Source organism: Paraburkholderia sp. D15 (assembly GCF_029910215.1).
GTDB lineage: Bacteria > Pseudomonadota > Gammaproteobacteria > Burkholderiales > Burkholderiaceae > Paraburkholderia.
This window is the reverse complement of the sequence record NZ_CP110395.1, coordinates 4,454,718-4,478,782: the sequence shown is the minus strand read 5'-3', so window position 1 is coordinate 4,478,782 and position 24,065 is coordinate 4,454,718. Positions and strand designations below refer to the sequence as shown.

23 protein-coding genes are annotated in these 24,065 nt (G+C 64.3%); 18 read left to right on the top strand and 5 right to left on the bottom strand.

Translation table 11 applies throughout. The features are described 5' to 3' along the window. Positions 1–98: 98 nt before the first annotated feature. Positions 99–1,304 carry an integrase arm-type DNA-binding domain-containing protein gene (locus tag LFL96_RS19620; protein ID WP_280996878.1) on the top strand — a complete coding sequence of 402 codons (1,206 nt, stop codon included), beginning with the start codon at positions 99–101 and terminating at the stop codon, positions 1,302–1,304. Between the two features lie 250 nt (positions 1,305–1,554). Beyond that, on the top strand, positions 1,555–1,716 hold the full coding sequence (locus LFL96_RS19615) for a hypothetical protein (RefSeq protein WP_280996877.1): 162 nt from the start codon (positions 1,555–1,557) through the stop codon (positions 1,714–1,716). A 121-nt stretch (positions 1,717–1,837) separates the two neighbouring features. Here LFL96_RS19615 and LFL96_RS19610 read toward each other — a convergent pair whose 3' ends face one another. Next, positions 1,838–2,164 (bottom strand): ecotin precursor, encoded by a 327-nt coding sequence (locus tag LFL96_RS19610; protein ID WP_280996876.1) that lies wholly within the window; start codon positions 2,162–2,164, stop codon positions 1,838–1,840. 283 nt (positions 2,165–2,447) lie between these two features. On the opposite strand from LFL96_RS19610, the gene dinD reads away from it, so the two are divergent. From dinD to LFL96_RS19565, 9 genes are all read left to right on the top strand, one after another. Next, on the top strand, positions 2,448–3,263 hold the full coding sequence (dinD, locus tag LFL96_RS19605) for a DNA damage-inducible protein D (protein ID WP_280996875.1): 816 nt from the start codon (positions 2,448–2,450) through the stop codon (positions 3,261–3,263). Between the two features lie 238 nt (positions 3,264–3,501). Then, positions 3,502–5,067, top strand: coding sequence for a methyl-accepting chemotaxis protein (locus tag LFL96_RS19600; protein WP_281000842.1), 1,566 nt, complete (start codon positions 3,502–3,504; stop codon positions 5,065–5,067). A 58-nt stretch (positions 5,068–5,125) separates the two neighbouring features. Next, positions 5,126–5,590 (top strand): chemotaxis protein CheW, encoded by a 465-nt coding sequence (locus LFL96_RS19595; protein WP_280996874.1) that lies wholly within the window; start codon positions 5,126–5,128, stop codon positions 5,588–5,590. Further along, a complete protein-coding gene (locus LFL96_RS19590) occupies positions 5,587–7,137 on the top strand; it encodes a CheR family methyltransferase (protein ID WP_280996873.1) in 1,551 nt (516 codons plus the stop codon). Before LFL96_RS19595 ends, LFL96_RS19590 begins: the two co-directional genes overlap by 4 nt. Continuing rightward, positions 7,130–7,828, top strand: coding sequence for a chemotaxis protein CheW (locus LFL96_RS19585; protein ID WP_280996872.1), 699 nt, complete (start codon positions 7,130–7,132; stop codon positions 7,826–7,828). The genes LFL96_RS19590 and LFL96_RS19585 overlap by 8 nt, the downstream gene beginning before the upstream one ends. Then, the gene (locus LFL96_RS19580) at positions 7,825–10,287 is read left to right on the top strand and encodes a hybrid sensor histidine kinase/response regulator (RefSeq protein ID WP_280996871.1); all 2,463 of its coding nucleotides are present in this window, start codon (positions 7,825–7,827) and stop codon (positions 10,285–10,287) included. Before LFL96_RS19585 ends, LFL96_RS19580 begins: the two co-directional genes overlap by 4 nt. 16 nt (positions 10,288–10,303) lie before the next feature. Continuing rightward, positions 10,304–11,320, top strand: a complete 1,017-nt coding sequence (locus LFL96_RS19575) for a chemotaxis response regulator protein-glutamate methylesterase (RefSeq protein WP_280996870.1) — start codon at positions 10,304–10,306, stop codon at positions 11,318–11,320. 69 nt (positions 11,321–11,389) lie between these two features. Beyond that, on the top strand, positions 11,390–12,511 hold the full coding sequence (locus tag LFL96_RS19570; protein WP_280996869.1) for a diguanylate cyclase: 1,122 nt from the start codon (positions 11,390–11,392) through the stop codon (positions 12,509–12,511). Between the two features lie 99 nt (positions 12,512–12,610). Continuing rightward, positions 12,611–13,036 (top strand): HIT family protein, encoded by a 426-nt coding sequence (locus LFL96_RS19565; protein ID WP_280996868.1) that lies wholly within the window; start codon positions 12,611–12,613, stop codon positions 13,034–13,036. 381 nt (positions 13,037–13,417) lie between these two features. Here the strand turns inward: LFL96_RS19565 and LFL96_RS19560 are convergent, their stop codons facing one another. Together LFL96_RS19560 and LFL96_RS19555 are read right to left on the bottom strand one after the other, a co-directional pair. Next, positions 13,418–13,624, bottom strand: coding sequence for a hypothetical protein (locus LFL96_RS19560; RefSeq protein WP_280996867.1), 207 nt, complete (start codon positions 13,622–13,624; stop codon positions 13,418–13,420). A 134-nt stretch (positions 13,625–13,758) separates the two neighbouring features. Beyond that, complete coding sequence (locus LFL96_RS19555; RefSeq protein ID WP_280996866.1) at positions 13,759–14,160, bottom strand: hypothetical protein; 402 nt, start codon at positions 14,158–14,160, stop codon at positions 13,759–13,761. 58 nt (positions 14,161–14,218) lie between these two features. Between LFL96_RS19555 and speG the strand changes: the two genes are divergently transcribed. The 3 genes from speG (at position 14,219) to LFL96_RS19540 (ending at position 16,868) form a co-directional block, all read left to right on the top strand. Next, positions 14,219–14,761 carry a spermidine N1-acetyltransferase gene (gene speG / locus LFL96_RS19550; protein WP_280996865.1) on the top strand — a complete coding sequence of 181 codons (543 nt, stop codon included), beginning with the start codon at positions 14,219–14,221 and terminating at the stop codon, positions 14,759–14,761. A gap of 445 nt (positions 14,762–15,206) precedes the next feature. Continuing rightward, positions 15,207–15,545, top strand: a complete 339-nt coding sequence (locus LFL96_RS19545) for a hypothetical protein (protein WP_280996864.1) — start codon at positions 15,207–15,209, stop codon at positions 15,543–15,545. Between the two features lie 768 nt (positions 15,546–16,313). Then, positions 16,314–16,868 (top strand): YaeQ family protein, encoded by a 555-nt coding sequence (locus LFL96_RS19540; RefSeq protein ID WP_280996863.1) that lies wholly within the window; start codon positions 16,314–16,316, stop codon positions 16,866–16,868. 108 nt (positions 16,869–16,976) lie between these two features. On the opposite strand, the gene LFL96_RS19535 is transcribed toward LFL96_RS19540, so the two are convergent. Then, positions 16,977–17,402, bottom strand: coding sequence for a VOC family protein (locus LFL96_RS19535; RefSeq protein WP_280996862.1), 426 nt, complete (start codon positions 17,400–17,402; stop codon positions 16,977–16,979). A 397-nt stretch (positions 17,403–17,799) separates the two neighbouring features. On the opposite strand from LFL96_RS19535, the gene ada reads away from it, so the two are divergent. From ada to LFL96_RS19515, 4 genes are all read left to right on the top strand, one after another. Beyond that, entirely contained in the window at positions 17,800–18,993 is a 1,194-nt protein-coding gene (gene ada, locus LFL96_RS19530) for a bifunctional DNA-binding transcriptional regulator/O6-methylguanine-DNA methyltransferase Ada (RefSeq protein ID WP_280996861.1), read from the top strand. After that, positions 18,990–19,907 (top strand): AlkA N-terminal domain-containing protein, encoded by a 918-nt coding sequence (locus tag LFL96_RS19525; protein WP_280996860.1) that lies wholly within the window; start codon positions 18,990–18,992, stop codon positions 19,905–19,907. Before ada ends, LFL96_RS19525 begins: the two co-directional genes overlap by 4 nt. Before the next feature lie 223 nt (positions 19,908–20,130). Beyond that, positions 20,131–21,747, top strand: a complete 1,617-nt coding sequence (gshA, locus tag LFL96_RS19520; RefSeq protein ID WP_280996859.1) for a glutamate--cysteine ligase — start codon at positions 20,131–20,133, stop codon at positions 21,745–21,747. Positions 21,748–21,983: 236 nt separating this feature from the next. After that, a complete protein-coding gene (locus LFL96_RS19515; RefSeq protein WP_280996858.1) occupies positions 21,984–22,400 on the top strand; it encodes a hypothetical protein in 417 nt (138 codons plus the stop codon). A 15-nt stretch (positions 22,401–22,415) separates the two neighbouring features. On the opposite strand, the gene LFL96_RS19510 is transcribed toward LFL96_RS19515, so the two are convergent. Then, positions 22,416–23,990 (bottom strand): DHA2 family efflux MFS transporter permease subunit, encoded by a 1,575-nt coding sequence (locus tag LFL96_RS19510; RefSeq protein WP_280996857.1) that lies wholly within the window; start codon positions 23,988–23,990, stop codon positions 22,416–22,418. Between the last annotated feature and the right edge of the window lie 75 nt (positions 23,991–24,065).

Genomic DNA, 24,065 nt, shown 5'->3' with positions numbered 1-24,065 from the left:
TTCACCCCTCCTGTAGTGCCAAAAAACCCTAATTTTTTGGTACACAACAAAAACAAAGCGCTAAAATCGCGGACTACTTCAGTCCTAGCGATTCACACATGCCCCGCCTGGCCGCCCCGCTCACCGAAAGTCAGATCCGCGCGCTCGAACCGCGCGCCACCCGCTATTGCGTCGCGGACGGCAACGGCCTCGTCATCGAAGTGATGACGACCGGCGCCAAGGTCTGGCGCTTCCGCTACACGCTGAATGGCAAACGCCAGCCGCTCGCAACGATCGGCGACTACCGGATGATCTCGTTGCGCGTGGCAAGGGCCAAGGCCCAGCGCTACGCGGAGATGGTCGCGCAAGGCATCTCGCCGGTCGCGACGGCGCGGCGCGATCGCGGCGTCGAAAGCAAAACGGACGTGCTGCGCGACGCCGCCGAGCTCTACCTTGCGACGGAAATGACCGGCAAGTCGGCCGAATATCGCCGCACGACACGGCGCGCGCTCGACAAGGATGTGTTGCCGGCCATCGGCGGAAAAGCGATCAAGGCGGTGAGCGCGGACGACATCGTCGATATCTGTGAACGCATCAAAAGTCGCGGCTCGCCGAAGATGGCGCTGCATACGCGCAATGTCGTGAAGCGCCTCTACGCCTACCTGATCGCGCGGCAACTCGCGACCAGCAATCCCGCCGAGATCGTGCCCGCGCGCTCCATCGCGACATTCGAGAGTCGCACCCGCGTGCTGTCCGGCGACGAGATCGGCGCCATGCTGCACGCCATCGACGCATCGAGCATTCGCCGTCCGCTGAAACTGGCGCTACATCTGCTCGTGCTGACCATGGCGCGCAAGTCCGACCTGGTCGAAGCGACATGGGCCGAATTCGATCTCGATCGGGCGCTTTGGACGATACCCGCGGCACGTCTGAACAAAGAGCGCGACCACGAGATCGATTTGCCGCATCAGGCGGTTTCCATGTTGCGCGAGCTTCGGCAGGCGAAGAACGGGAAATTCGTATTCCCAAGCGTCAGAGGCAATGACCGGCCGATCGCGAAAAGCACGCTGAATCAGGCCATCAAAGCGTTGGGGCTGGACGTCGAACACTTTGTCCTGCACGACTTTCGGCGGACGGCGGCCGCACACTTGCGCGAAATCGCGGCACAGCTCGACAGCGATCCGGCTGCACTCAAAAGCACGAGCGACGACGCAGCGCCGGACGATATCGGCAAACCACGCCCACGGCTGCAAGCGTGGGCAGACTTTGTCGATCTGCAGATCGAGCGTGGCCGGCGGCAAAAAGCGTCATCGAATAGTGTTTGACGGACGTTCGCATCGCGCGGGAGCTGGCGGCTTCGCGGAATACCGCCACCGATTTTTGGTACACAACACAATCAGAGGCCTACTCAACCCATTGTCAGGCAAAGAAAATCAACCCGAACAGCGGGTTTTAAACGGCCGGCAAACCGGAGAGCCCCGAGTTTACGGGCTCGCAAGCCAGAAACATCGATCTTTTCTCCCGCATTTCATCGCCTAAACTAAAAGACCGACCCTAGCCGACACGGAGGCTCCCATGTCTGAATCGTTGATGGCGTATTTGCTGGGACCCGTTGTCATGGTGGTAGTGGGCGTTGCCATCTGGGCCGGCTCTCGTTATTACCACAAGGACGGCCCGCAGAAACTCGAACGCTGGCTTGATACGCACTACGCGGAGTGGTTGCACCATAAGCACTGAGCTTTGGCTCGCGAGGCAACGCGAGCAACGACGCCCCCAATAGCAAAGGCCGTCGCTCCTTACAGAGCGACGGCCTTTTTCACACGGGTTGCGCAGCGACACCCTCAGGCGCACATCGCGCTTACCAACCCGGTTGCGGCTCCGGATATCCATACTGCGCGGGCGGCGGCGGTGCCCCGCACGCGACGTAACCACCCCGGTACTGGTCATAGCAATATCCCGGCGGCGGCCCCGCGTAGACGGGCGCGGGCTGATACACCGGCTGCGCGTACACCGGTTGCTGATAGGCGACTACCGGCGCGGGATTCAGCGCCGAACTCACCACCGCACCCAGCACGGCGCCACCGATCAGCGCGCCGACCACCGCCCCGCCGTGACCGTGCGCCGAAGCTTGCCCGGCCATGCTGAGACTTCCAACCATCACCAATGCGACTGCGATCTTTTTCATGTTTGACTCCCGCCGTTGAGGCATGACCGGATTGTGGAGCGCGCGGGCAGAAATAGATGCTGCAAGTGGTAACCAGACATTTCGCTTGTAACGGCGGCAGGCGATTCGGCGAATTGCCTCGCTCGATTAAGACAAACCAGGCTGCGCGATGAATTAGTCTGATTCCGCGTCGCGCCCGTCTGATCGCCCTTTGCGGGCGTCGTCGATAGAATCAAGGTGCCAATTCCGGCGGCTCAAAAGGCTCGCCAGAGGCTTTGCAGCACCACTGATAAGGGAGCCAATAATGACGAATCAAACCTTTGACGGTATCAAGCAAGTCGGCGACGACAATATTGAATTCTGGTCGGCGCGTGAGCTTCAACCGCTTCTTGAATACGGCACGTGGGCCAAATTCCGGCACGTCATCCAGAAGGCGGAGGAAGCTTGCCAACGCTCCGGCCACCGGGTCGCTGACCATTTTTCCCGAACGGGAAAAATGGTCAGCCTCGGCTCCGGCGCACAGCGAACGGTCGAAGACGTCCGGCTGTCGCGCTACGCGTGCTATCTGGTCGTGCAGAACGGCGACCCGTCCAAGCCGGTGATCGCGAATGGTCAAACCTACTTCGCGATCCAGACCCGCCGGCAGGAACTCGGAGATGCCAAGAACTTTGCCGGCCTTCTGGAAGATCAGCAGCGGCTGATGCTCCGGGACGAACTGACTCGCCACAACAAGAAGCTCAGCGCTGCCGCGCGCTCCGCAGGCGTGCAGACCGCGACGGATTATGCTGTGTTTCAGGACCACGGCTACAGAGGCCTGTACGGCGGCCGGAGCGCAAAGGATATCCACATCCACAAGCGTTTGAAGAAAAGCCAGAAAATCCTCGACCATATGGGCAGCACCGAACTCGCCGCCAATCTTTTCCGCGCAACCCAGACGGGAGACAAACTCAAGCGCGACGGCGTGCAAGGCAAGCAGCAAGCCTATCGGACGCACTTCGAAGTAGGCGGGAAGGTACGCGACACGATCCGCGAACTCGGCGGGACCATGCCCGAAGAGTTAGCTACACCGAAGACGAGCATCCAGCAGCTCACGAGGGAACGCGGAAAACTGCAGCAGTAATCCAGACGAACACCCGCGCCGACGCCCGCCCCCTCCAATCACCCGATCAATGTAAAATTCGCCGCACAAGCCGCCGGTTCCAACCGGCGGCCCGCAAAGCTTTCCGATCCATCGATCCCGCGACCACCCAGGTCGATCATCCGGGTTCGGGACACAGCCAAAAGTAAGGGGCGTGCGCGTGAAACAGTGGACCATCCGGCAACGGATTCTTTGCAGCTTCGGGATCGTCCTGATCGTGATGCTGGCAATGGCAATCGTCACTTTCGAACAGCTCGGCGGCATCGACCGGAATGCGAAGAGCCAGCAGCAGGATTCCATGCCCGGCCTCTACTACGCCACCGCCATGCGCGCGGCGTGGTTCGAGAACTACTCCGTCACGCAGCGCCTCATCTACATCGACACGGACCCGGATGCGGTCAAGCGCGACACGCTGCGTCTGCAGGAAACCCAGCAAACGCTCCAGAAACTGCTCAACGATTACAGCGCGACAATCTTCCGCGAAGTCGACCGCGAACTGTTCAACGACTTCCGTCAGCAACAGGCGCAGTACGTGCCGATCCAGGCATCACTGCTGAACGTGCTGCCCGCGTCGAAGGAAAACGCCGCGCGCATCTTCAACGCGCAACTCACGCCGATCTGGGAAACCGGCCGGCTGTCGGTCCGCAAGCTGGTCGAAAACAACAAGAGCTACGCGGATGCGTCTGCCGAAAGCATTCGCGGCTCGGTCGAAGCCACCCGCATCGTGCTGCTCGTGATGCTGCTGCTTGCTGCCGCGGTCGCCGTGCTGTCCGGCTACTGGCTGCTGCGCGCAGTCACCACGCCGATGGCGAAGGTGCTGCAGGTCGTCGACGTCATGCGCACCGGCGACCTGACGCAACGTTTGCACCTCAACCGCGCGGACGAAATCGGCGCGCTCGAAGCGGGCTTCAACCGCATGACCGATGAACTCACCGCGCTGGTCGGCCAGGCGCAGAAGTCGGCGGTTCAGGTCACCACGTCGGTAACGGAAATCGCCGCGACCTCGCGCGAACAGCAGGCCACCGCCAACGAAACCGCCGCGACCACCACCGAAATCGGCGCGACCTCGCGCGAGATCTTCGCGACATCGCGCGACCTGCTGCGCACCATGAACGAGGTGTCGGAAGTGGCGGGCCAATCGGCGGCGCTCGCGGGCACCGGCCACACCGGCCTCGCGCGCATGGAGGAAACCATGCGGCTCGTGATGGAAGCGGCGGGCTCCGTCAACGCGAAGCTGGCCATCCTCAACGAGAAGGCCAGCAATATCAATCAGGTGGTCGCCACGATCACCAAGGTGGCGGACCAGACCAACCTGCTGTCGCTGAACGCGGCGATCGAAGCGGAAAAGGCCGGCGAATACGGCCGCGGCTTCGCGGTGGTGGCGACCGAAATCCGCCGCCTCGCCGATCAAACCGCGGTTGCGACCTACGACATCGAACAGATGGTCAAGGAGATCCAGTCGGCGGTCGCGGCAGGCGTGATGGGCATGGACAAGTTTTCCGAGGAAGTGCGCCGCGGCATGCTCGACGTGCAGAACGTCGGCGGCCATCTCACGCAGATCATCCAGCAGGTGCAGGCGCTCGCGCCGCGCTTCTCGATGGTCAACGAGGGCATGCAGACTCAGGCCACCGGCGCCGAGCAGATCACGCAAGCGTTGACGCAGTTGTCGGAGGCCGCGCAGCAAACCGCGGAATCGTTGCGCCAGTCGACCCAGGCGATTGACGATCTGACGCATGTCGCCAACAGTCTGCGCACCGGCGTGTCGCGCTTCAAGGTCGTGGCCTGACGGACAGCACCGCGTCCACCACGCCCGACACCCTCCCCTTCAGCCACCGCCCGCGCCGATGCTCTTCATCCTCTTCACGCTCGATAGCGAACGCTACGTGATCGACGCGACGCAGGTGGAGCGTCTGATGCCGCTCACGCCCCACGCTCCGCCGAAGTCGATCCCCGGCGCACCGTCGTGGGTAGCGGGCGTGCTGGATCACGAGGGTGCACCGCTGCCGGTGATCGATCTGCCCGCGCTCGCACTCGGCCGCCCCGCCGCGCAACTGATGTCGACGCGCGTGGTGCTGGTGCGCTATCCGCACGCGGGCGACGTGCGTCTGCTCGCGCTGCTGCTCGAAGGCGCGACGCGCACCGTGCGTCTGGATCTCGACGCGTTTCATGACGCCGGCATCGACCTGCCGCACGCTCGCTACCTCGGCCCGGTCGCGAGCGACGCGGGCGGCCTGGTGCAGTGGATCCGCGTCGAGCATCTGCTGCCGGATCACGTCAAGGCGCTGCTGTTTCCCGAGGCGCACGCATGAACGCGCATCACGACAACGCGCCGCTGTACCGGCGCTTCGCCGACCTGTTGCATCGGACGATGGGGCTCGACGCGGCATCGCTCGGTCATAGCGCGATCGAACGCGCGGTCGACCAGCGCGCCGCGGCCTGGCGCGCGGACGGTCACGCCGACGCGCCGCTCGCCGATTTCCTGAACGCCGCGCAAACATCGCCGTCGATCGTGCAGGCGCTGGTCGAAGCCGTCGTGGTGCCGGAGACCTGGTTCTATCGCGACGCCGATGCGTTCAAGGCGCTCGCGCGCCTCGCGCTCGAGCGCCTGTACGAACGAGGTGAACGCAGCGAACGCGGCGCGGCGCTGCCCATCCGCATTCTGAGCCTGCCCTGCTCCACCGGCGAAGAGCCCTACACGATCGCGATGAGTCTGCTCGACGCGGGTTTCGACGCAAGCCAGTTCCGCATCGACGCGATGGATATCAGCGAGGGTTCGCTGGCAATCGCGCAGCGCGCGCACTACGGCCGCAATTCGTTTCGCGGCAACGCGTTCCCGTTTCGCGACGCGCACTTCACCCGCACCGAAGACGGCTGGCGTCTGTCATCACGCGTCGTCGACACGGTGCGTTTTTCACGCGCCAACCTGATGCATCTGGATACGGCGGCGCTTGGCGTGTACGACTTCGTGTTCTGCCGCAACGTGCTGATCTACTTCGATCGCGACGCGCAGCAGAGTGCGTTGCAAGCGCTCGACAGCATGCTCGCCGACAATGGCACGCTGTTCGTCGGTCCGGCGGAGACGGGATTGCTGATGCGCTACGGCATGCAATCCGCGAAAATTCCGCTGGCCTTCGCGTTTCATCATGCTTCGCTGGACGCGCAAACGCCGAACAACCGGCATGGCGCCACCGCGCCGCTCGCGACCGCCGCCGCCCTCGCGATGACGCATGCGCCGGTGCCCGCGCTTGCGCCCTTGCCGGTGTATTCGGCCGAGCCGTTCGCATGGCCGGACCCGGTGGCGCGTACGACTTCGAGCGCGACATCGGGCGCAGGGGAGCCAGGCAGATCGGCCGATGGCGCCACGTCTACATTGACACCCGCCATGCCGCGCAACGCACTCTTTGCCGACACCCACCGTCTCGACCATCGCGCCGAGGCCGCGGCACTACGGCGCGATTCCGCCATCACCTTGAAGCCGTTCACATCCAGATCCCCCGCACCTGATCTGCCGCCGGTTTCAGCCAACGCGCCCACCAACGCCGCGCGCGACTCGCTGCAAGCCGCGCATGCGCTGGCCGACGCCGGCCGCCTGACGGAAGCCGCCACCGCGATCAACGTTTTCCTCGAGCAGCACGCGCCGCAAGCCGACGCGTTCTACCTGCTCGGCGTACTCGCCGATGCCGGCGGCGAAACAAACCTCGCGCGCGGCCACTATCGCAAGGCGCTCTATCTCGATCCGCAGCACGCGGAAGCGCTCGCCCATCTGGCGACGCTGCTCGAACTCGAAGGCGACCGCGACGGCGCGCGTCTGCTGAGGCAACGCGCGTCGCGCGCACAGGGAGCGGCACGTGGCTGATCTGCAAACCGCGAGCTTCGACGATTGCTGGAACCGCATCGGCGTGCGCGGCGACTCGTCGTGCGAGCGTCTGACCGAATACGTCCGTTGCCTGAATTGCCCGGTGTTCGAAGCGGCCGCATCGCGCTTGCTGGACCGCCCAATCCCACGCGTGGATCTCGCGCAGCATGTCGCGCGCGTAGGGGCCCACGCTTCGCATGACAGCCAGAACGCGAGCGAATCGTTCCTCGTGTTCCGTATCGGCGACGAATGGCTCGCGTTGCCCACGCCGGTTTTCAAACGCATCGTGCAGACGCGGCCGATTCACACGCTGCCGCACCGGCAGCATCGCGCGGTGCTGGGTGTGGTGAACGTGCAAGGCGAATTGCTGGTGTGCCTGTCGCTTGCGCATCTGCTCGGCTTCGATTCGTCGGCGGCCGCGCGCGCTCCGCACGACCCGCGCGACGAGCGCGCGCGTCACGATCTGCCGCGTCTGCTGGTGGTGTCGCGCGCGGAAGAACACGCGGTGTTTCCCGTCGATCAGGTCGACGGCGTGCACCGCATGGCGACCGCCACGTTCGGTCCGCCGCCCGCCACGCTGTCGCAGGCGGCTGCCGCGCACACGCGCGCGGTCGCGCCGTGGCGCGGCGTGAGCGTCGGCCTGCTCGACGCCGACGCGCTCTTCGACACCTTGAACCGGAGTCTCGGATGACGGACGATCCACACCGCCCGTCGCTGCTCGATCTGTTCCGCGAGGAAGCGCGCACCCAGGCACGCGTGCTCAATGACGGCCTCCTGACACTCGACCGCTCGCCAGCCGATGCTGCCGCGCTCGAAGCCTGCATGCGGGCCGCGCATTCGCTCAAGGGCGCCGCGCGGATCGTCGGCGTGCCGGTCGGCGTCGAGCTCGCGCACGAAATGGAGGAGTGTTTCGTGGCGGCGCAGGAAGGACGCGCGCTGCTCGACGCGGCATGGATCGATGAATTGCTGCGCGGCGTGGACATCATCGCGCGCATCGGCAATGAGGAAGAGGAAGCGGCGCGCGAGGCGGTGAGCGCCTGCGTGGCGGCCTTGCATGCCCGGATGACGGGCGTGGTGCCGCATGGCGCGGCGAGCCGGAATGGCGCGGGATCGACAGTGGTCAGCCCGGCGGCAGCGGACCCGGATGCCGCGTTCAATGCACTGGCTGAAGCGTTGCGCAACGAAGCCAAAGCTAACACGGCGGAGCCCACGAACGCGCCGGTTGAATCCGGAAGCGCCGTCGTCAGCGAGACAAACACACTGCTGTCATCGGACATTGCTGCGTCCTCGACAATCGCCGCAGGCACGCCCTCTCCCTCGACCCGCGCGAGCACCACGAACGACGCGCCCACTCCGCACGTCGCACCATCCGCAAGCACCACCGGCACCACCGGCACCGAGCCCGGCCGCATGCTCCGCGTACGCGCCGACAACCTCGACCGCCTGCTCTCGCTGTCCGGCGAATCGCTGGTCGAATCGCGCTGGCTGAAACCCTTCGCGCAATCGATGCTGCGCATCAAGCGCATCCAGCGCGACGGCACGCGCGCGCTCGATCAACTGCACGAAACGCTCGCCGACCTCAAGCTCGACCCGCGCGCGCAAGTGGCGCTCGAAGAAGTCCGCCGGCTCACCGCCGAATCGCAGCAACTGGTGGCCGAGCGGCTCGCCGATCTCGAAGGCTTCGACCGTCGCTCGACGCATCTGTCGCAGCAGCTCTACGACGCCGCGCTGCAATGCCGGATGCGCCCCTTCGGCGACGGTACCGGTGGCCTCGCGCGCATGGTGCGCGACGTCGCGCGTTCGCTCGGCAAGAAGGTGCGCTGGCAACTGGTCGGCGAATCGACGCAGGTGGACCGTGACATTCTCGACCTGCTCGAAGCGCCGCTCGGCCACATGCTGCGCAACGCGCTCGATCACGGCATCGAGGCGCCCGCCGTGCGCATCGCGCGCGGCAAGCCCGAGGAAGGCACGCTCACGCTCGACGCCCGCCACACGGCCGGCGCGCTGCTCATCACCGTCTCCGACGATGGCGCCGGCATCGATCTCGACGCCTTGCGCGCGTCGATCGTGCGCAAGAAGCTGGCGAGCGACGAGACCGCCGCGCGTCTGTCCGAAGCCGAACTGCTCGAATTCCTGCTGCTGCCCGGCTTTTCGCTGCGCGAGCAGGTCACCGAGGTGTCCGGCCGCGGCGTCGGGCTCGACGCGGTGCACGACGTCGTCAAACGCGTGCGCGGCACGGTGCGCATCATGCACGAGCCTGGCTTCGGCACACGCGTGCAGTTGCAACTCCCGCTGACGCTGTCGGTGATCCGCAGTCTGCTGATCGAAGTCGCGGACGAGCCGTACGCGGTACCGCTCGCGCACGTGAATCGCACGCTGCACGTGAGCCGCGCGGACATCGAGCTGCTCGAAGGCCATCAGCACATCGCGTTCGGCGGCCGGCGCATCGGCGTGGTGACCGCGCATCAGATTCTCGACACCGCGCCGCCTGCCGATCAAAAAGACAGCGTCAGCATGATCGTGATCGGCGACGGTCCGAACACGTACGGCGTGGTGGTGGACCGCTTCCTCGGTGAACGGATGCTGGTCGTGCAGCCGCTCGATCCGCGTCTGGGCAAGGTGCGCAACATCACCGCCGGCGCGTTGATGGAAAACGGCGATCCCGTATTGATCGCCGATGTCGAAGACTGGCTGCGCTCGGTCGAGCGGCTCGTCGCGGGCGGCGAACTGAAGCACACGCAGCACGGCGTGGCGCGCACCGCGCAGCGCGCCACGCGTCGCGTGCTGGTGGTCGACGATTCGCTCACGGTGCGCGAGCTCGAGCGCAAGCTGCTCGCCACGCGCGGCTACGACGTGACGATCGCCGTCGACGGCATGGACGGCTGGAATGCGGTGCGTGGCGAGCGTTTCGATCTCGTCATCACCGACATCGACATGCCGCGCATGGACGGCATCGAACTGGTCACGCTGATCAAGCGCGATCCGCAGTTGCAGTCGTTGCCGGTGATGATCGTGTCATACAAAGATCGCGAAGAAGATCGCCGCGCCGGCTTGAATGCGGGCGCGGACTACTATCTGGCAAAAGGCAGTTTTCACGACGAAGCACTGCTCGACGCAGTGCGTGATCTGATTGGCGAGGCTTACGGCTGAGCACGGGGGCAAACGAATGAAAATCGGAATCGTCAATGACATGCCGCTCGCCATCGAGGCGTTGCGCCGCGCGCTTGCGGCGCGCCAAGACTACGAGGTGCTCTGGGTCGCGCAGGACGGCCAGCAGGCGGTGGACTTCTGCGTCGCGCAGCGGCCCGACATCGTGCTGATGGATCTGGTCATGCCGAACGTCGACGGGATCGAAGCCACGCGCCGCATCATGGCGCGTGCGGCATGCGCGATCCTGATCGTGACCGTCGACGTCGGCGCGAATGCGTGGCGCGTCTACGAGGCGATGGGCGCGGGCGCGCTCGACGCTGTCGATACGCCGTCGCTGAGCGGTCCGGACGCGCACAAGAGCATCGCCATGCTGATCGCGAAAATCGACCGCATCGGTGCGCTCGTCAAGGAGCGCAACGGCCCCGGCGCGACGCTGGCCGCGACACCGGCCAGCGCGACGAATCGCGATACGCCGCTGGTGGCGATCGGCGCATCGGCGGGCGGGCCCGCCGCGCTCGCCACGCTGCTGGCCGGCTTGCCGAAGGATTTCCCGGCCGCGACGGTGATCGTGCAGCACGTGGACGCGGCCTTCGCGGCCGGCATGGCGGACTGGTTGAACCAGCAATCGGCGATACCGGTGCGGATTGCGCGCGAGGGCGACCGGCCGCAGGCGGGCGTCGTCCTGCTCGCCGCCACCGACGATCATCTGCACCTGAAGCTGCCCAACGTACTCGGCTACACGCGGGTACCGGAAGAAACGCCGTACCGTCCTTCCGTCGACGTCTTTTTCCAGAGCGTGGTGGCGCGCTGGCCGGCGCGCGCCGTCGGCGTACTGCTGACCGGCATGGGCCGCGACGGCGCGATCGGGCTCAAGGCGATGCGCACCAAGGGCTATCACACCATTGCCCAGGACGAGGCGACGTGTGCGGTGTACGGCATGCCGAAAGCCGCCGCGGCGCTCGATGCCGCCGCCGCGATCCTGCCGTTGCCGCGCATCGCCGCTGCGCTCGACACGGCGATCCGGCCGCGATAGGCGCACACTGTCGGCGCGAGCGCATCTGGGCACGTTTTGATTCAACGACATTCATTCTGGCTGAACGACATGGACACTCCTAAACCGCATCAGAACGCTACCGCGCACGACATCGCGGAAGACGACGACGCGAACGGACACACGCTGGCGCTGGCCGCGGAGCAGGCCCACAACCTCGCGATCGACGACGCGCTGGCGCGCATTCTCGGCAACCCGCCCGCATCCGAGTGTCCGATCATGGTGTTGCTGGTCGACGACCAGGCGATCGTCGCCGAGGCGATCCGGATGGCGCTGGCCGGCGAGCCGAGCGTGGATTTTCACTACTGCGCGTCGCCGGAAGAAGCGGTGCGCTGCGCGGATGAAACGCGCGCCACGGTGATCCTGCAGGACCTCGTGATGCCGGGCACCGACGGCCTCACGCTGGTGCGTCAGTACCGGCAGAATCCGTCCACGCGCGACATCCCGATCATCGTGCTGTCCACCAAGGAAGAACCGCTGGTGAAGAGCGCGGCGTTCGCGGCCGGCGCCAACGACTATCTGGTGAAGCTGCCGGACCGCATCGAGCTGATCGCGCGGATTCGCTACCACTCGCGCTCGTATCTGAACCTGCTGCAACGCGACGAAGCGTATCAGGCGCTGCGGCAGTCGCAACAGCAACTGCTCGCCACCAATCTGGAACTGCAGCGGCTCACGCATTCGGACGGCCTGACCGGTCTGTCGAACCGCCGCTATCTGGATCAGTACCTCGCCGCCGAATGGCGTCGCGGCACGCGCGACAAGTCCGTGCTCGGCTTCCTGATGATCGACGTCGATAACTTCAAGGCCTACAACGACACCTATGGCCACGTTGCCGGCGACGAAGTGCTCAAGCGCGTCGCGCATACCGTCGAGGCGTGCCTCGGCCGCTCGCCGGATCTTGCCGCGCGCTTCGGCGGCGAGGAGTTCGCGGTGGTGCTGCCGGGCACGTCGGCGGGTGGCTTGCGGCTGCTGGCGGAGAAGATCCGCATCGCGATCGAGCATCTCGCGATTCCGCACTCGGGGTCGGCCAGCGGCGTGGTGACGATCAGCATCGGCGCGGCGACGCTGGTGCCCTCGGTCGCCGAGCCGGTGACGAAACTGATCGAAGCCGCCGACGTCGGCCTCTACCGCGCGAAACGCGACGGCAAAAATCAGGTCGCGGTGAGCGACTGAGTTCAGCGAACCGCCCGCGCGCTGTAACAGACGAAGCGGATAATGACGACGAAGACGGCATTTCCCTCTCTGTCCCCAGCAAACCGGAAAGGACGCGCGATGAACTACGACAACGGCAATCCCTTCGCGAGAATTCTGCGCGGCGAATTACCTTGCATCAAGGTCGCGGAAACCAGCGCGGCGCTCGCCTTCATGGACCTGATGCCGCAGGCCGACGGCCATTTGCTGGTGGTGCCGAAGGAAGCGGCGGCCGAGATTTTCGATTTGTCGGACGCGTCCACGGTGGCCTGCATGCGCATGACGCAGAAGCTCGCGATCGCCGTTCGCGCGGCGCTGAAGCCGGATGGCGTGTTCATCGGTCAGTTCAATGGTGCGGCGGCGGGCCAGACGGTGCCGCACGTGCATTTCCATGTCATTCCGCGTTGGGAAGGCCAGCCGCTGCGCATGCATGCCCGCGATGTCGCCGATGCCGACACGCTCGAAGCGCTGGCGAGACGGATTCGCGCACATTGGCGGGCGGACTGACGCGGGTTGGGCGATGCGCGGCGTGATGGGCGGTCGCCTGGTCCGTCGTTCAAGGCCGCTCTACACGCAGCCACGGGCCGCCAAGTATTGCGCGGTAATAACTGTAATGGCCGATGAAACCAGCGGCGCGCGTTCAACGGCTAGACTTGCTTCTGCCTTGTACCCGCAAGGCATTGAGTGTGGATCTCTTTTCAGCCTGCCCGAAACGGCAGGCTTTTTTATTGGCGGTGCGCATTGGCGCGGGCGGGCGCCATGGCCGTTCGCTGAGGGTTGCTGCTGCTGCTCCGCGCAGCCCTGCAACGCCCTTACTGGGCGGCACCCGTCGCCGCGCTGCCCCGCGTCACGCGTAAAAAAACCCGCGCATGGCGGGTTTCTGCTGCATCAAGGGTGATACGGCGCCGGACGATGATGCGGCGGCGGACGACGATGATGGTGATGGTGCGGTACCGGCACGCGGCGGCAGCGTTTCACCACACGACCGTGCACCCACACGCGTTTGCACACCACGCGCGAATGCGCTTCGGCAGTGGCCGGCACGAAAGCGACAGCGGTCGCTGCCAGCAGCATCAAGGACATCAGTTTGCGCACACAACCTCCTGTTCAACGGGCCGCCATTCTAAACGGCACGGTCGAATCGTGCAGCGCGGCACCTCAGAAGGTCGGTATATCGGGCGAGTTCGGCGGATCGAGCGGCTGATACGTTCACGTTCGACCGCCCGCCCTCACAGCCGATGCCGCGTCCGCCGCAGCGGATGTCGCCAGTCGATGCGGCGAGGCTTCAGGTGCATGGGGCGCATGTCATGCAGATGCCGATGTTCCTGCCACAATTCGTCGGTGAAAAGAAACGCGACGATCAGCAGCGGAATAATCAGAAAAATGCCCAGAATCCAATGCTCGATCACGGTGGCCTCCGTTTGCCAGAGCATGATTTCATTGTAGAGCACCGCCCGTTCCCGAACCCCGCCGCGATGCGCGAAAACGTGTGGCGGCACGCCTGCGACAACGCGCCGCCGCCTGACAGCCAAACCCGCGTGGCGCCTCGGCTCGCCCACGCGTCGTACCGTCGTGTCCTGCGATGCGGAAAGAACTCCCCGCCGCGCCCCGTGACTAACCAGAACTTGCATCGCGCATGGCCGTCACTGGCCACGCCGCTCAAACCAATAAATTCTCAAGGGGAATCCAATGACCACCGAACGCAGCAGCGACCTCACCTTGCGCCCGCTCGAGCGCACCGATCTGCGCTTCGTCCACGAAGTGAACAACAACGCGAAGATCATGCGTTACTGGTTCGAGGAGCCGTACGAAACCTTCTCCGAACTGACCCAGCTTTACGATCAGCACGTGCACGACCTGCGCGAGCGCCGCTTCGTGGCGATCGATAACGAAGGCCAAACGGTCGGCGTCGTCGAATTGATCGAGCTGGACTACATTCACCGGCGCGGCGAGTTTCAGATCATCATCGCGCCGCACGCGCAAGGACGCGGTTACGCGACCATCGCGACGCAACTCGCAACCGACTACGCGTTTTCCGTGCTGAATCTGCGCAAGGTCTATCTGATCGTCGACAAGTCCAATACGGCTGCGATTCACGTCTACGAAAAATGCGGCTTCCGGCACGAGGCCGAGCTGATCGAGGAGTTTTTCGGCAACGGCAGCTATCACAATGCGCTGCGCATGTGCCTGTTCCAGTCGGAGTTCTTCGCGTCCCGGCAGCGGTTGAAGTAACACCCGCGAGTCTGCATCGACACGGGCTCAGGTCGCCCGTGAATCGGCCTGGCATCGTTTATCTTCTGCACGTACACCGTTATTTCGCGATTTTGCTTTGATCGGCCGAATGACTTTGTGTGCAATGCACCAAGCCGCCGATTAAATTGTAGTAATTCACTTAATTGGTGCTGCTCGTTTACGCCAATACGCACCGCAAAGCTTTACTGGTTAAAGCGGTGCGCCCTCGCCGTCGCTTAGTAATCCATCACAGTCCGGGCCATTTAAGCAGCTGATCAATGTTTAAGCACGGGCGACGCATGCTGCGACAATTCGCCACTGTTGCGACCGCACACAAGATGTGCTTGTCGTTCTTCACCATTCTCCTAAAGTGCGAGATGCGGGTGCGACGTTATTGTTAAATACATAGCTAACCTGAGTATTGCGACCCGCACCGGAGGAAAATATGAAAACGCGAATCGCCCTTGTTTTCGCCATTGCGGGTTTGGCAGCCGCCGCTGTTCAGGCGCAAGACGTCATGATCAAGCCGCAGCAAACCATCCAGTTCAAAGCCAATGCGTACGGCTGTTTGTCGAAGGATAAGCTCGACGCCGCCGACCAGCACGCACAGGCGGGCGAACAGCAGAAGATGCAGGAATTCTTCTCCGGCTATCAGTGCGTATCGACGCCTGAAAACTCGAGCTTCCGCGTGGTCCGCGTGGTCGGCCATGACGTCGAATTCGTGAATTCAGGCAATAGCGACACGGAAGGCCTTTGGGCAAACGACCGGTTTATCAAGCAATAAACCGGCAATTAGCTGAACGCCGTCATTCCGGCTTAATGCCGGAATGAGGTTGTGCGCAGTTGGAATAGCTGCTCCGGTTTTTTTAAATCGGAGAGTGAGAACGCGTGAGTACTGAATCGGCCGGACATGACATGTCCGGCCGATTTGTTTTTGTGCGAGTATTTTTCGTGACCGCTTATGCATTTCGCCGCTTGTGCTGACGTCCGGGCGGCTTTCTCGAAGATGAAACAGATTGGACGTTGCGGGAAATTGCCCTCATAACGCGTGTTCCGCTTCCACCGAGGCAGTAGAGGCAGTAGCCAACGCAGGCCTTTCCTCCTATGTTTTCCCCGATCGGCGCAATTTCGTCGCAAATTGCGATCATGCACACAATATTCCGACCATCTCTCGGCTATTCGCACAACGCTAAGTGTTGGCGGTTTTACCTGCCGAAGTGACGCATCGGCGCCAACGGCACGGATCGCGGCGCATATTCCGGGCGATTCACGGTACAGGATAGATACATTCGGTATCATCACGCGCCGGCTCATTTCGCTTTCCCCCGCGGCCTGCGCAGCACGCGAGGCCATATGGGATGCCGCCGGCGACATCGTCGGCACGCCTTCGCGCCGCCTGTGGCGCAATAAATGCTTCTCTCGTGGTATCGGCGACCGGCTGACGGCGCGGGAGGAACAGACGATGTACAACAAACACGGAAAACGGCAACGCGCCGTCGACGATTCTTTTTCAGTTCGCTCCGGTGGAGCGAGCGCCTGGTTTAGCAACGGCATGGCTCTCAAATCGACGATTTACAAGGCGGAACTGCAGATCGCCAACATGGACCGGCACTACTACGCCGACCACTCGCTGACGATCGCCCGCCATCCCTCCGAAACCGACGAACGGATGATGGTCCGTGTCGCCGCGTTCGCGCTGTTCGCGCAGGAGCGCCTCGAATTCTGCAAAGGTTTGTCGGACGTCGACGAGCCGGATCTGTGGGAAAAAGATCTGACCGGCGCGATCGAAACCTGGATCGAGGTCGGCCAACCGGATGAACGGCGCATCGCGAAGGCGAGCGGCCGCTCGAACGAGGTCATCGTGGTCGCCTACGGCGGCCGGACCTCGGACATCTGGTGGCAAGGCGTGCGCAACAAGGTGGAGCGGATGCGCAACGTGACCGTGTGGACGCTCGGCGAAGACGTGGCCGCATCGCTCGGCTCGCTGGCGGAGCGGACCATGCGCCTGCAATGCACGGTTCAGGACGGCGAAGCATGGCTCGGCAGCGCCGACGCCGATGCAGTCAAGATCGACTGGACGGTGTTGAAGGCGCCCGCGAACGTTTGAAGTCGTGGTGGGCAAGGGCGGCGGCGTCCCGCGTTGGCCTGAAGGCAACCGCGCATAGTATGAACGCCCGGTTGGCCCGCCGCGCTCGACCCGGCCATCGAGCATTGATTAAAGCGATGTCGCGCGCGCCGCTTCGGGCGGCCCTTTAAGTTCGACCATATTGCCCTCTGGATCGAACAGATACAGCGACGGCCCAAAGCCGTCCGCACCATAGCGCAGTCCAAACTCGCCTAGCCGCGCTCCGCGTTCACTGAGATGCGCCTTGAGCGCATCGGCGTCGAACGGTTCGACGCGTAGACACAGGTGATCCATGTTCCTTCCCGCGCCCGGCACGCCATTCTCGGCATGGTCGAGCCGCGCGCCGACCTGCAACAGGTCGATCAGCGAACGTCCCGCGCGCAATTGCGTCAAGCCGAGATCGCGCTGTTCCTTCTCGAGGCTGCAACCAAGCACGTCGCAGTAAAAGCGCGCCAGCGCCTGGGCGTCGGTCGCCCGGATGACGACGTGGTCGATTTCGCGAATGTGGATTTTCATCGTGGACGCTCCTCGTCTGATTCGCAAAACAAAGGAATCGCCAGTGTAGAGAGAAGCGCGTGCGCCGTGCGATCCGAAATCAGCAGGGGCGGATCACGACTCGATGCGGAAACGACGGACGAAAAAAAGCCCGCTCAATGTGGAGCGGGCTGAATCCATATCAGGAGGAGACATGGAGGAGACAGGGACTAATATACACACAGGGTTGGTGCGACGCAATAACTTTTTAAGGGAAAACCCGATATTGGGCCAAATTGTCGCAGTTTGCGGCAAAACGACCGCCTGACGGGCGTTCGGGCCTACGAGGAAGCGCAATGACAGAGCAAGAACCGGGGCGTAGCGTAGGGCCAGGCGGCCTACATTGCTAATCATCGACACTGCCTGACTGGAACCCGTCATGAACCGCCATACAGCCAATTCATCCCCCCACGCCGACGCCTGGTCTTCCGACGACGATCGCTGGGAAGCCGTCACCCGCCGCGAGCCGCAAGCCGACGGCGCGTTCTTCTACGCCGTCAAAACCACCGGCGTGTTTTGCCGCCCGTCGTGCGCGTCGCGCCAGCCGCGTCGCGAGAACGTCGCGTTTTTCACCGATGTCGCCGACGCCCGCGCTGCCGGATTTCGCGATTGCAAGCGCTGTCAGCCTGGCGGCCTGCCGCGCGAGCTGGAGATCGTCAACCGCGCCTGCGCCGCGCTGGACGCCGATCCGCAGCAGCGCCTGACGCTCGCGCAATTGAGCGACGCCGTGCACGTCAGTCCGTTTCACCTGCAGCGCCTGTTCAAGCGCGTGGTGGGCGTCTCGCCGCGGCAATACCAGGCCGCGCAACGCGGCGCGGCCCTGCGCGACGCGCTGCAAAGCGGCGCCGACGTCACGCGCGCCACGCTCGACGCCGGCTTCGGCTCACCGTCGCGGATGTACGACAGCGCGTCGGCGGAACTCGGCATGGCGCCGTCCGCGTATCGGCGCAAGGGCGCGGGGCTGACGGTGCGTTATGCGTGCGCATCGACGACGCTCGGTTTCGTGCTGGTCGCCGCGACGGACAAGGGCATCTGCAAGATCGGTTTCGGCGACGACGAAGCGATCCTCGCCGAGGATCTGCAAAACGAATTCGCCAACGCCGAGTTGCAGGAAGACCCCGAGCGGCTCGCACCGTTCGTCGCGCAGATCGACGCATATCTGCACGGCACGCGACATGACTTCGATCTGCCGCTCGACATCGCCGCGACGGCGTTCCGCCAGCGCGTCTGGGAGGCGCTGCGGCGCATTCCGTACGGCGAGACGCGCAGCTATTCGGACATCGCCGAAGCGGTCGGTTCGCCGCGCGCGGTGCGTGCGGTGGCGAGCGCGTGCGCGACGAATCCGGTGGCATTGGCGATTCCGTGTCATCGCGTGGTGCAAAAGGGTGGGGCGCTGGCGGGTTATCGCTGGGGTTTGCCGCGCAAGGCCGCGTTGCTCGACAATGAGGCGTTGCATGCCGCTGGCGGTTCGGCCGCGTCGCGCGAGCGTTGCGAGCCCGCACTCGTCGATGCTGACGCCGGCATCGACTCGTCCACCCGCCTCGCTTCCAACAAACTGAATCACGCCGCATGAGCACGATCGACGAAGTCGCCACGCTGGAATTGCCGTTCAAAGCGCCATTCGACTGGCCGCGTCTGCTGCGTTTTTTCGGTGGACGCGCGACGCCCGGCGTCGAAGCCGTGGAAGACGGCGCGTATCGCCGCGCGATCGATTGGGCCGGCGACAGCGGCACGCTCAGCGTGCACATGCATCCGCGCAAGCGCTGTCTGGTGGCGAGCATCGACGGGCCCGTGAGCCGTCACGCCAACGCGCTTGCCGTGCCCATCGCGAGGATGTTCGATTTGCACGCCGATCCGAAGAAGATCGGCGCCGAACTCTCCGCCGATCCCTGGCTTGCGCCGCTCGTCGACGCCGTTCCGGGTTTGCGCGTGCCGGGTGCGTGGTCCGGCTTCGAACTGGTGGTGCGGGCGATCGTCGGTCAGCAGGTCAGCGTGAAGGCGGCGACCACGATCATCGGCCGGTTGGTGCAGCGGGCAGGGCAGCGCATCGACGGGCATCCGCACGAGAACACCGCATGGCGATTTCCGACGCCCGCCGCACTGGCCGCAGTCGATCTCGCGCAGATCGGCATGCCGGGTAAACGCGTAGCGGCGTTGCAGGGTTTCGCGCATGCGGTCGCCACCGGCGATGTGCCGGTCGACAGCACCACGGCCGACACCACCGCGTTGCGCGCCGCCTTGCTCGCGTTGCCGGGGATCGGACCGTGGACCGTCGAGTACGTTGCGATGCGCGCGTGGCGTGACGCCGACGCGTGGCCCGCATGGGATCTCGTGCTGATGCAATCGATCTGCGCACGCGATCCCTCGCTCGCGCGGCCCACGCAGCAGCGCAGTCGCACCGACATCTGGCGGCCGTGGCGTGCGTACGCGGCGATGCATCTGTGGAATGAAGTGGCGGACCGGATGGGCGCGGCGCGCGGCGGCTAACGGCGCCAAAAGCGCTCGCGGGCATGACAGGCAAGGCTCGGCGGGGCGAGACACAGCCTGGCGAAGGTGGGCAAAACAGCCGCCGAAGCGGCCTCAAGCAGCCGTTCTGGCGAGATGTTAAAGTGCCCGCTACCGAAAATTATGCCGAACGTTGTCAACCGCGCCGTACCGCCCGCGAGCAGCGCAGCGGCACATGGCGGCCGACAGCGCCCGACTCGCCTCAATGCCAAACACGACACCTTCCCGCACGACCGACGCGTTCTCGCACCGCCTGTCCGTGCTGACCTCCGGCCCGCAGCGCGACGCGCTGCTGCACGGCTTGCGCGGCATCGAAAAGGAAAGCCTGCGCGTCACGCGCGCAGGACAGCTCGCGTTGACGCCGCATCCGCGCGCGCTCGGTTCGGCGCTCACGCATCCGTCGCTGACCACCGACTATTCGGAAGCGCTGATCGAACTGATCACGCCGGCCGAGCACGACGTCGCGCAGACGCTCGACAAGCTCGACACGCTACACCGCTTCGTCTACGCAAAACTCGGCGACGAAATTCTGTGGAACGACTCGATGCCGGGCTTGCTGCCCGATACCGACGACGGCATTCCGATCGCGAATTACGGCTCCTCGAACATCGGCAAACTGAAGTACGTGTATCGCATCGGTCTCGCGCTGCGTTACGGCCGCACCATGCAGTGCATTGCGGGCATTCACTACAACTATTCGCTGAACGAAGAAGTGTGGCGCCTGCTGCACGCCGATCAGCAATCCACCGCGAGCGCGGTCGATTTTCAGTCGGAGCGCTATCTCGCGCTGATCCGCAATTTCCGCCGCACCAACTGGCTGCTGATGTATCTGTTCGGCGCGTCGCCGGCGCTGGATCGGCGCTTCCTGCGAGGTCGCGCGCATACGCTCGAGACCTTCGACGCCGACACGCTGTATCGCCCGTACGCCACCAGTCTGCGAATGAGCGACCTCGGCTACTCGAACACCACCGCGCAGGCCGCGCTGCACGCCGACTACGACACGCTGCCGGGCTATCTCGACGCGCTCGCGAAAGCCGTCAGCCAGCCGTACCCGGCTTACGAGGCGATCGGCACGCAGCGCGACGGCGAGTGGGTGCAGATCAACACCAACGTGTTGCAGATCGAAAACGAGTTCTACTCGACGATCCGCCCGAAGCGCGTCACGTATCCGGGTGAGCGTCCGCTGCATGCATTGGCCGCGCGCGGCGTGCAGTATGTCGAAGTGCGCTGCATGGACATCGATCCGTTCGAGCCCACCGGTATTTCGCTGGAGACGTCGCGCTTTCTCGACGCCTATCTGCTGGTCTGCGCGCTCGACGATAGCGCGCCGCTGCCGCCGCCTGCGTACGCGGAAGCGAACCAGAACTTCGGCCGCGTGACGATGGAAGGCCGCAAGCCCGGCCTCGAACTGACACGCGATGGCCAACCGGTCGCGATGACGGCATGGGCCGAAGCATTGATGGTGAAGATCGACGCGGCCGCGGCCACGCTCGACGCCTTGCACGGCGGCGACGCACATGTCCGCGCAGTCGCGGTACAACGTGCGAAGCTGGCGGATGCGTCGCTGACGCCTTCGGCGCGCGTGCTGCAGATCATGCGCGACAAGCAGCAGAGTTTCCTCGCGTTCGGCCTCGAACAGAGCGAAGCGCATGCCGCGTATTTCCGTTCGCGTCCGCTGGATGCGGAAGAGACCCAAGCCTTCACCGAACTCGCTGCACAGTCGCTCGCGGAGCAGGAGAAGCTCGAACAGGAAGAGGTCGGTTCGTTCGATGCGTTCGTCGCCGCGTATCGCGCCTACACGTTGAACCGGTTCAGCGTTTAACCGGTCAGCAGCGCGTGATCGCAATGAGCGGTCTCGACTGATACGACGAAAAAGCGGCCCACGTGGCCGCTTTTTTATTGCACGTCGGTAACCTGTACGGCGCGTTTAGCGACCGCGGCGCGTCATCGGCAAATTCTCCGCGCCATCTGACGTTTCTCTGACGCAGATGAAACACCGCACCGGCCCCACGGTCCAAACTCACATGACGCGCTCCAGCGAGGGAGGAAAGCATCGTGATGAAGAAAGGTCTGTTGGCTATGTTGTGCGCGGCGGCAGCCGGGTGTTCGACGCAAGGCCAGGTCAACCCCGACGTCATGCAGATCGCGACGACGCCGCTCACGTGTACGAGCAAGGCCCAATGCGACGTCTGGTGGCAGCGCGCACAGAGCTGGGTATCGAGCCACTCGAAATACAAGATCGAAGCCGCGACCGATACCTTGATCCAGACCGCCGGGCCCGACGGCGGCAAGCGCGCGCTGGCGTATCAGATCACCCGCACGGCCAACCCCGACGGCACGGCGACGATCGGCTTCGCCGCGCATTGCGACGGCTCGATGGGCTGCAAGCCGAATCCGTGGGAAGCGGGCGCTGACTTCAAGGAGTACGTGCGTAGTGGCGCCAGCGGCACGAACGGCGCCACTGGCGCGATGTGATCGAAAAGCAGGGCGTCAGTGGCCCATCGACGGGCCGACGCCCTTGCGTGGTTTGGTGACCCACACCAGCAACGCCAGCACGATAAAAGCCGCGCACGAGATCCGGAAGAAATCGTTGGTCGCCATCATGTACGCCTGCGCGGTCACCACCTGATTCAACTGCGCGGTAAGGCTGTCGCCCGACAGACCGACGCCCGCCAACGCATTCGTATAGGCGTTCGTGTTGGCCGAATAGACATTGACCGAATCCGTCAGCATCGCGTGATGGTAGATCGTGTCGTTCTCCCAGTACGTGGTGCTGATCGCGGTGCCGATCGCACCCGACAAGGTCCGGAAAAAGTTCGACAAGCCCGACGCGCTCGCCAGCCGCTCGTCCGACACGCTGGACAGCGTGATGGTCGTCATCGGCACGAAGAAGCACGCCACGCCGATGCCTTGCACGAGTCGCGGCCAGATCACGTGATTGAACGGCACGTCGAGCGTGAAGGTCGAGTTCCAGAACGACACGAACGCGAACACGACGAACGCGAAGCTCGCCACCACCCGCAGATTCAGACGATGCATGTTCTTGCCGATCATCGGCGACAGGAACAGCGCGAGCAGGCCGACCGGCGCGGTCGCAAGCCCGGCGATGCCGGCCGTATAGCCCATCACCGTTTGCAGCCACAGCGGGAAAATCACCACCGAGCCGAAGAACGCCATGAAGCCGAATGAGATGATCACCACGCCGAGCGCGAAATTGCGGTCCTTGAACAGCGAAAGATCGACGACCGGCTCTTTCTCCGTCATCTCCCACACCAGCATGAACGCGAGCGACACCACCGCGATGATCGCCAGCGTCACGATGAAGGTCGAGTTGAACCAGTCCCGGTCCTTGCCGAGGTCCAGCATCATCTGCAGGCACGACACGCCGATCACGAGCAGCGCGAGGCCGATCGCGTCGATACGCTGATTGGTGATCTTCGTCTCGCGGCCGCGCAGCAGCAGGAACGCGCACACCGCCGAAAACAGCCCGATCGGCACGTTGATGTAGAAGATCCACGGCCACGTGAAGTTGTCGGTGATGTAGCCGCCCATCACCGGGCCGAAGATCGGCGCGCAGATCACGGTCATCGCCCATAAGCCGAGCGCAAGGCCGCGCTTTTCCGGCGGATAGGAGCGCATCAGGATGGTTTGCGACAGCGGGACCATCGGTCCCGACACGAGCCCCTGCACGAGCCGGAACGCGATCAGCGACTCGAAGTTGTGCGCGAAGCCGCACAGCGCCGACGCGATCGTGAACAGCAGCACGGACAGCGTGAAGAGCCGCACTTCGCCGACGCGCCGCGCAAGCCAGCCGGTCAGCGGCACGGCGATCGCCGAAGCGACCGAATACGACGAAATCACCCAGGTGCCCTGGCTGGTCGCCACGCCGAGGCTGCCGGAGATCGTCGGCACCGCGACGTTCGCGATCGACGTGTCCAGCACTTCCATGAACGTGCCGAGCGCAAGGCCGACGGTGAGCAGGGCCAGCGTGCCGCCCGATAGCGGTGCGAGTTCGGCGGAGGGTGGGGCGGCAGAATCGGCGGCGGCGGGAGCCGTGGCGCTCATAGGTGTTCTCCTCAATCTGCAAAGCTTGTCGCGGCAGCTTTATCGCTGTCACCGAATGGTGCGCTTACATGCCGG

Bases quoted from the DNA above. Each gene is read 5' to 3' on its own strand.
- LFL96_RS19590 (WP_280996873.1), top strand. From the start codon at position 5,587: ATGAACGCGCATCACGACAACGCGCCGCTGTACCGGCGCTTCGCCGAC.
- LFL96_RS19525 (WP_280996860.1), top strand. From the start codon at position 18,990: ATGAGCACGATCGACGAAGTCGCCACGCTGGAATTGCCGTTCAAAGCG.
- LFL96_RS19575 (WP_280996870.1), top strand. From the start codon at position 10,304: ATGAAAATCGGAATCGTCAATGACATGCCGCTCGCCATCGAGGCGTTG.
- LFL96_RS19595 (WP_280996874.1), top strand. From the start codon at position 5,126: ATGCTCTTCATCCTCTTCACGCTCGATAGCGAACGCTACGTGATCGAC.
- gshA (WP_280996859.1), top strand. From the start codon at position 20,131: ATGCCAAACACGACACCTTCCCGCACGACCGACGCGTTCTCGCACCGC.
- LFL96_RS19615 (WP_280996877.1), top strand. From the start codon at position 1,555: ATGTCTGAATCGTTGATGGCGTATTTGCTGGGACCCGTTGTCATGGTG.
- speG (WP_280996865.1), top strand. From the start codon at position 14,219: ATGACCACCGAACGCAGCAGCGACCTCACCTTGCGCCCGCTCGAGCGC.
- LFL96_RS19540 (WP_280996863.1), top strand. From the start codon at position 16,314: ATGGCTCTCAAATCGACGATTTACAAGGCGGAACTGCAGATCGCCAAC.
- LFL96_RS19610 (WP_280996876.1), bottom strand. From the start codon at position 2,164: ATGAAAAAGATCGCAGTCGCATTGGTGATGGTTGGAAGTCTCAGCATG.
- dinD (WP_280996875.1), top strand. From the start codon at position 2,448: ATGACGAATCAAACCTTTGACGGTATCAAGCAAGTCGGCGACGACAAT.
- LFL96_RS19600 (WP_281000842.1), top strand. From the start codon at position 3,502: ATGCTGGCAATGGCAATCGTCACTTTCGAACAGCTCGGCGGCATCGAC.
- LFL96_RS19580 (WP_280996871.1), top strand. From the start codon at position 7,825: ATGACGGACGATCCACACCGCCCGTCGCTGCTCGATCTGTTCCGCGAG.
- LFL96_RS19570 (WP_280996869.1), top strand. From the start codon at position 11,390: ATGGACACTCCTAAACCGCATCAGAACGCTACCGCGCACGACATCGCG.
- LFL96_RS19515 (WP_280996858.1), top strand. From the start codon at position 21,984: ATGAAGAAAGGTCTGTTGGCTATGTTGTGCGCGGCGGCAGCCGGGTGT.
- LFL96_RS19565 (WP_280996868.1), top strand. From the start codon at position 12,611: ATGAACTACGACAACGGCAATCCCTTCGCGAGAATTCTGCGCGGCGAA.
- LFL96_RS19510 (WP_280996857.1), bottom strand. From the start codon at position 23,990: ATGAGCGCCACGGCTCCCGCCGCCGCCGATTCTGCCGCCCCACCCTCC.
- LFL96_RS19555 (WP_280996866.1), bottom strand. From the start codon at position 14,160: ATGCAAGTTCTGGTTAGTCACGGGGCGCGGCGGGGAGTTCTTTCCGCA.
- LFL96_RS19620 (WP_280996878.1), top strand. From the start codon at position 99: ATGCCCCGCCTGGCCGCCCCGCTCACCGAAAGTCAGATCCGCGCGCTC.
- LFL96_RS19535 (WP_280996862.1), bottom strand. From the start codon at position 17,402: ATGAAAATCCACATTCGCGAAATCGACCACGTCGTCATCCGGGCGACC.
- ada (WP_280996861.1), top strand. From the start codon at position 17,800: ATGAACCGCCATACAGCCAATTCATCCCCCCACGCCGACGCCTGGTCT.
- LFL96_RS19545 (WP_280996864.1), top strand. From the start codon at position 15,207: ATGAAAACGCGAATCGCCCTTGTTTTCGCCATTGCGGGTTTGGCAGCC.